Source organism: Streptomyces iranensis (assembly GCF_017874715.1).
In the GTDB taxonomy this organism is placed as follows: domain Bacteria; phylum Actinomycetota; class Actinomycetes; order Streptomycetales; family Streptomycetaceae; genus Streptomyces; species Streptomyces iranensis.
This window is the reverse complement of the sequence record NZ_JAGGLR010000063.1, coordinates 1-7692: the sequence shown is the minus strand read 5'-3', so window position 1 is coordinate 7692 and position 7692 is coordinate 1. Positions and strand designations below refer to the sequence as shown.

The 7692-nt window shown below is 70.6% G+C and carries 1 protein-coding gene; it reads right to left on the bottom strand.

The features are described from left to right. On the bottom strand, window positions 1–7692 hold a 7692-nt coding region (locus J2Z30_RS49100), incomplete at both ends, for a non-ribosomal peptide synthetase (RefSeq protein ID WP_209469200.1).

Sequence of the window (7692 nt, the reverse complement as noted above, 5' to 3'; positions counted from 1 at the left end):
CCCCACCCCACCGAACGGATCCGACACAAACCGCTCCGCCGTCAACCCCGCACGCCCCACATAACCCCGCGCCAACCCCACACCCGCCACATACAACTCACCCACCACACCAACCGGCACCAAACCCAACCCACCATCCACCACATACACCCGCGTATTGGCGATCGGCCCACCGATGGTCGGCGTTCCGTCCTCAGAGCAACGGGAGAGCGTGGACCAGATGGTGGTCTCCGTCGGGCCGTAGACGTTGACGACATCGGCCACCCGGCCCCGCATCTCATGTGCCAGGGCCACGGGCAGCGCCTCACCGCCGGTCAGGATCCGTACGCCGGTCAGATCGGCTCGATGGTGTTCCAGCAACGCCGCCCACAGCGTCGGCGTGGCCTGCATGACCGTCGTGCCGCTCTCGGTCAGCAGCCGGGACAGCCATGCCGGGTCGTGGACCTCGTCCGCCGTCGCCTGGACGACCGTGGCGCCGGCCAGGAGCGGGCCGAACAGTTCGAGCGCGGCGATGTCGAAGCTGATCGTGGTGACCGCTAGCCAGCGGTCCTCCGGTACCAGGCCCAGCTCGTCGGCCATCCCCACCAGCAGGTTCAGCAGGGACCGCTGTGTCACGGCGACACCCTTCGGACGGCCGGTGGAACCCGAGGTGTAGATGAGATAGGCCGTGTTCAGCGGGTGGGGCGGGGCCGTCCGCTCCGCGTCGTCGATGTCGGCGTCCGAGCGGTCCCGCAAGGCGGCCTCTGTATCGGCGGCATCCAGCAGGAGGCACGGCACCGACGCCCCGGCACCCGACAGCTTCGCCGCACCGGCCTCGGTGGTCACGAGGGCGACGGGGGCCGCATCGTGGAGCATGAAGCGGGCCCGCTCGGTCGGTTGATCCGGGTCGAGGGGAAGATAGGTCGCCCCCGTCTTCATGACGGCCAGCAATGCCACGACCATGTCCGCGGACCGTGGAAGCGAGATGGCCACTACTCGCTCCGGGCCCGCACCGCGCTCGATGAGCACACGGGCCAGCCGGTTCGCCCGCGCGTGGAGTTCCGCGTAGGTCAGTACCGTGCCGCACCCGTCCGCCACCAGGGCGTGCGCCTCCGGGGTGCGTGCCGCCCGCGCCGCGAGCAGGTCGGCCACGGTGGACGGCGGCAAGACCGCCTCGGTGGTGTTCGGCGCGGTAAGTTGCCGTCGTTCCGCCGCGGTCAGCAGGTCGAGGGCGGCCAGTGGCCGATCGGGGTCGGCGGCCATCGCCGCGAGCAGGCGTTCCAGACGGCGGGCGAGGGAAGCGACCGTGGAGTGGTCGAAGGCGTCGGGGCGGTAGTCCAGGCGGAGGCGCAGGGAGCGCTGCTGCGTGGCGACCAGGCACAGCGGGTAGTGGGTGGCGTCGTGGCCCTCGACTCCGGCCACCCGCAGCCCCTCGGACGGGGAGCGCAGTGCTTCCGGGTCGAGGGGGTAGTTCTCGAAGAGTACGAGCGTGTCGAAGAGTTGATGGTGACCGGCCAGGCGGTGGAGGTCCGTCAGTCCGAGGTGCTGGTGCTCGACGAGCCGGGACGCCTGCTCCTGCGCCCTGGTCAGCAGGGAGGACAGGGATTCGGCCGGATCCAGGCGGATCCGCACCGGCTGGGTGTTGATGAAGAGCCCGACCATGTTCTCCACCCCGGGCAGCTCCGGGGGACGGCCGGACACGGTGGCCCCGAAGACCACGTCATCGCTTGCGGTGAGTTTGCCGAGGAGAATGCCCCACGCACCCTGGACGAGGGTGTTGACCGTCCACCCCCGGCCGCGTGCGAGCGCCGTCAGCGCGGACGTGGCCTCCGGGGACAGCTCCGTCAAAACCTCCTCGGGAGGGCGCAAGGCGCCGGACGGGCCCGCCGCGGGAGCGACGAGCGTCGGGCCCTCCACTCCATCGAGTACCTGCCGCCATGCGGCCTCCGCCGCGCCCCGGTCCCGCTCGTCCCGTTCGGCCAGCCAGGTGAGGAAGTCGCGGTAAGGCGTGACGGGCGGCAGTTCGCCCGCCACTCCCCCATTCCGGTAGAGCTGGAACAGATCGCGCATCAGCACCGGCAGCGACCAGCCGTCCAACAGCAGGTGGTGGTGTGTCAGCAGGAGGTGGTGGCGGTGGTCGCCGAGCCGTATCAGGGTGAGGCGGAGGAGTGGCGGATTGGTCGGCTCGAACCGCCGGTTGCGTTCGGCAGCCGCCACCTCGCGCAGAGCCTCGCGCTGCCTGTCGCCACTTGGCCGTTTGTCGCCACTCAGCTGCCTGTCGCCGCTGACCTGTCCATCGCCACTGACCTGTCCATCGCCGTTCGGCTGCCGGAGGTCGATCTCCTGCCAGGGGAGCGCCACGGTGGCGGGCACGACCTGGACCGGGCGTTCCAGCCCCTCGTGCCAGAAGCCTGCGCGCAGGTTCGGATGGCGGCGCAACAGCGCCTCGGCCGCCTGGCGCAGGGCGTGGCGGTCCAGCGGTCCGTCGAGGTCGAGGCCGAGCTGGACGACGTAGTCGTCGGTGGCGCGGGCGTCGTCGTAGAGGGCGTGGAAGAGCAGCCCTTCCTGGAGGGGTGTCAGCGGCAGGACGTCGCTCAGCGCGGCCGGTGCGCATGCTGCTTCGACGCGTTCGATGTCGTCCTGGGTCAGCGCGGCCGGTTTCACATCGGAGGGGGTGAGCCCTCCGGCGCCCGGCCGGTCGGCGTGTTCGGTGACGGCCCGGAGGACACGGAACCAGGTGTGCGCGAGGTCGTCCACCTCCCTCTGGGTGAGTGCCCCCTCCGCCCAGGACCAGGTCGCCGTCAGGCAGGGGCCCCGCGAGGTGTCGACGGTGACGGCGTTCAGCTCCAGCACATGGGCCGGTGGCATTCCGGTGTCATCACCGGCCCCCGACAGGACCCCGCCATCGTCGATGGCCGATGGCATCCACGGTTCCTCGCGGTCGGCCTCGGTGAAGCGGCCCAGGTAGTTGAAGCCGATGTCCGGGGTCGGGAGCGCGGCGAGCCGGGGGCCGGTACGGGGGTTGAGGTGGCGCAGCAGCCCGTAGCCCAGCCCTTGGTCCGGTACGGCCCGCAGCTGCTCCTTCACACGTTTGACCGCATGTCCCAGACTGGGGCCCGCGCCGGTGACGTCCTCCGACGTCACCGGGCCCGCCTCCAGCCGCAGGGGGTAGAGGGTGGTGAACCAGCCGACCGTACGCGCCAGGTCGGCGTTCGCGGACAGCCGGTGCGACCGGCCGTGTCCTTCTACGTCCACCACCACCGGCTCGCCCGCGACGGCCCGCCCATGGCGTACGCGCCAGGCGTCGACCGCCACCGCGAACGCGGCGAGCAGCACATCCTGCACTCCCGCGTGGAAAACCGCGGGAACCCGCCCCAGCAAGGGCTCGGTGTCCGGGGCAGGAAGCCGCAGGGTGAGACTGGCGGTGCCGGGCCCAGCCACCGCCTCGTCCCGCCAGGACTGGCCCCCGTCCGCAAGGGGCCGTACGTCGGTGAGGGTCCGCTCCCACCACGGCGACTCGGCCTCCCTGGCAGGATCGCACGACTCGGCCGTCAGCAGGGCGGCCCACCGCCGGAACGACGTGCCCACCGGCTCCAGCGCCGCCGGCCGGCCGGCGGCCACCGCATCCCAGGCGACCCGCAGATCGCGCAGTAGGATCCGCCAGGACACGCCGTCCACCACCAGATGGTGCAGCACCAGCAGCACCCGGCCCGGACGGTCCGGCCCGGCGTCGAAGTACACCGTCTGCCACATCACACCGGACCACGGGTCGAGCCGCCCCCGGGCAGCCATGAACTCCTCCTGGAGCAGCCGCCGCCCTACGTGTCCGTCCGCCCCACCGGACACCTGGCGCACCCGCGCCGCGGTGTCCACGGATCCGGCCGGGGGCACCTCGAGTGACCAGCGTCCTCCGTCGCGGTCCGTCACCCTCAACCGCAGCAGGTCATGGTGGTCGGTCACGGCGGCAAGCACTTTGCTCAGCCGGGCCGAGCCCGCCCCGGCGGGCACGGTGACCAGCATCGCCTGGCAGAATTCGCCAACCGGGCCGCCCCGTTCGCGCAGCCACTCCATGATGGGGGTGGTGGCCACTTCGCCGACCTCGTCGTCCGTCACCGGAGCCGGCGTCCCGGCTTCGTCCGTCACCTTCGCCGCTTGCCCCGCTTGCGGCGATTGCCCCGCTTCCGCCACTTGTGCCGCCTCCGCCGCGGAGGCCAGCCCGGCCACGGTCTTCCGCAAGAACACGGCCCGAGCGGTGATCAACACCCCGGCCGACATCGCCCGGCTCACCAGTTGGATGGAGGAAATGCTGTCGCCGCCCAAGTCGAAGAAGCTGTCGTCGACATCCACCACTGCCACGCCCAGGACCTGTTGGAACAGACCGCGCAGGGTCTTCTCCACAGCCGTGCGCGGTGCGCGACCGGAGGCCCGGGAGGTGAACTCCGGTGCGGGCAGGGCGCCTCGGTCGAGCTTGCCGTTGGCGGTGACGGGCAGCCGGTCCAGGACCACGAACGCCGCGGGCACCATGTACTCGGGCACTCGCTCCCGTACGAAGGCGCGCAGCTCCGCCACGTCCGGGATCGCCACGTCCACAACCGCCGGGGCCGGGCTGCCGTCCTCGGGCCTGGCTTCGGGCATGTGCGGGTAGGGGTGCGGGGGCGCCTCGGTGGTCGGGGCCACGTAGGCCACCAGCCGTCGGTCACCGGGACGGTCCTCGCGCACCACCACCGCCACCTGGCCCACCGAGGGATGCGTGGCCAGCACGCCCTCCACCTCACCCGGCTCGATGCGGATCCCCCGCACCTTCACCTGCTCATCGGCGCGACCCAGGTAGTCGAGCTGGCCGTCCTCGGTCCATCGCACCAGGTCACCGGTGCGGTAGGCGCGGGTACCGGGCGGCCCGTAGGGATCGGCGACGAAGCGCTGAGCCGTCAGCCCCGCGCGGGCGAGATAGCCCCGGGCCAGCCCCGGGCCGGCGATGTACAGCTCCCCCGCGACCCCCGGTGGGACCAGTTTCAGCTCGGCGTCCAGGACGTAGGCGGAGGTGTTCGGCAGGGGTGTGCCCGTCAGCGCCGGGCGGGTGAGCGTCTCGTCCCCGGCCGAGTGCCACTCCAGGCAGTAGACCGTGGCCTCGGTCGGCCCGTAGACGTTCGCTATTCGCGCACCCGGTATGGCCTGCATGACCTCGTTGAACACACGCGCCGGCAGCCCTTCGCCGGCGAACACCACATCGTGCGCGGCAAGCCGTACGCCGGAGCCCAGCACCTGCGCGACGACCGACGGCACCCCGCTGATCAGTCCGCCGGACCAGCCGCCCCGCTCCACCATCGCCGGAAGGTGCTCGACGAGCTCCACCTGCCCGCCGACCGTCAGCGGTGCGAACAACTCGAAGACCGAGACGTCGAAGTTCAGCGAGGTCGACAGCAACACCGACGACAGCCGCTCGGGCCCGAAGCGCTCCCGGGCCCAGTCCATCAGCCCGACCACGGAGGCGTGCTGCACCGCCACGCCCTTCGGCGTTCCCGTGGACCCTGATGTGTAGAGGACGTACGCCAGGTTTCCGGCGGTGAGCAGCCCCAGCCGCTCACCGTCTGTCACGGGGGTGGCGTCCTGTTCGGCACGGGCGCGCACCATGTCCGGTGAGTCGAGCACGCACACCGGCGCTGGGGCGGGGGTCGAGGCCGGGGTCGAGGCCGAGGCCGGGGCCGGGGTCCGCGACGGCAGGAGCCGTACCGTGTCGGAGTCGGCCAGGACCACGACCGGCCCGGCGTCGCCCAGCATGAACGCGATCCGCTCGGCCGGGTACGCGGGATCGACCGGGAGATAGGCGCCGCCCGCTTTGAGGACGGCCAGCAGCGCGACGATCGCCTCCGGAGTGCGGGGCAGACACACAGCCACCACGCGCTCCGGTCCCACTCCCCGGACGATCAGCACGCGGGCCAGCCTGTTCGCTCGCGCATCGAGCGCCGCGTAGGTCATGACCTCGCCGTTGTGGGTCACGGCGGGTGCGTGGGGGGTGTGGGTGGCTTGGACGGCCAGGAGGGCGGGGAGGGTGGTGGTGGCGGGTGAGAGGTGGGCGGTGGTGGAGTTGCCTTGGCGGAGGAGTGCGGCGCGCTCGGTGGGGGTGAGCAGGTCGATGTCGGTGACGGGCCGGTCGGGGTCGGTGAGAGCTGTCTCCAGCAGGCGGCGCCACCGTTGAATGAGCGAATCGACCGTCCGCTCGGTGAAGATGTCGGTGTTGTACTCCACCGTGATGTCCAGCCCCGTAGGCATGCCATCGTCCGCATGACGCTCACCAACGCTGATCAGCAGATCCATCCGGGAAGTGTCCGCACCGACCTGCTCCACCCTGCCCTGCGCGCCCGGCAGGTCAAAACCGCTGTGTGCGGTGTTCTGCAGCGCCAGCATCACCTGGAACAAAGGATGATGCGCCAACGTCCGCGCCGGATTCAACGCCTCCACCAGATACTCAAACGGCACATCCTGATGCGCATACGCCTCCAGATCCACCGCCCGCACCCGCCCCAACAACTCCCGAAACCCAGGACGCCCCGACGTATCCACCCGCAACACCAACGTATTCACAAAAAACCCGACCAGATCCTCCAGCGCCTCATCCCCACGCCCGGCAATCACCGACCCAACCACCACATCCTCACCCGCACCCAACCGCGTCAACACCCCCGCAAGCCCCGCATGCAACGCCATGAACAACGTCGCACCCTCCACACCCGCCACCCCCACCAACCCACCATGCAACCACCCCGGCCACACAAACCCCACCGTCCCACCCCGATGACTCGCCACCACAGGACGCCGCCAATCACTGGGCAACGGAAGCCGCTCAGGCACACCCTCCAACTTGACACGCCAATACTCCAATTGCTCGGCCAGCACACTGCCCGGCACATCAGCCGCACCGAGCACCTGGCGCTGCCAGAGCGTGTAGTCGGCATACTGCACCGCCATCGGCTCCCACCCCGGTGCCCGGCCCTCCCGCCGCGCCGCATACGCCCCGGCCACGTCCTGCCACAACGGCCCCAATGACCACCCATCAGCGGCAATGTGATGGGCCACCAGCACCAATGTCCGCGCCGGTTGTAGCTGGTCGGTGATGTCCTGAACCAGGGCTGCCCGCAGCGGCAGTTCCTCCTCCAGGTCGAAGGCGTGCCGTACTACCTCGGCCACCGCCCGTTCGGCCTCGGCCCGGTCACCCACCATGACCGTCTCCAGGCCCGGCCACCGACGGCCCGCCTCCTCCACCGACAGCACCCGCTGGCACGCCACCCCATCGACATCAGTGAAGAGCGTCCGCAAGCTCTCATGCCGACCCACCACATCCCACAACGCCCACCCCAGCGCCTCACCATCCACCTCACCCGACAACCGCACCACCAGCGGAATGTTGTACGTAGCCGACCGGCCCTCCAACCGATACAGAAACCACAAACGGCCCTGGGCGAACGACAGCGGCAACGGCTGCGGCCGCTGATCACATCGCACGAGCTCAGGCCGCTTTCGGCCCGTCTGTCCTACCGCGCCCCTGGCCACCCGACGAGCCAGCCCGCCCACCGTCGGCGCCTCGAACACCATCCCGACCGGCACCTCGACGTCAAACTCTGACCGCACTCGCGACACCAACCGCGTCGCCAACAACGAATGCCCACCCAGATCGAAGAAACCCTCCTCCACCCCCACCCGCTCCACACCCAACAC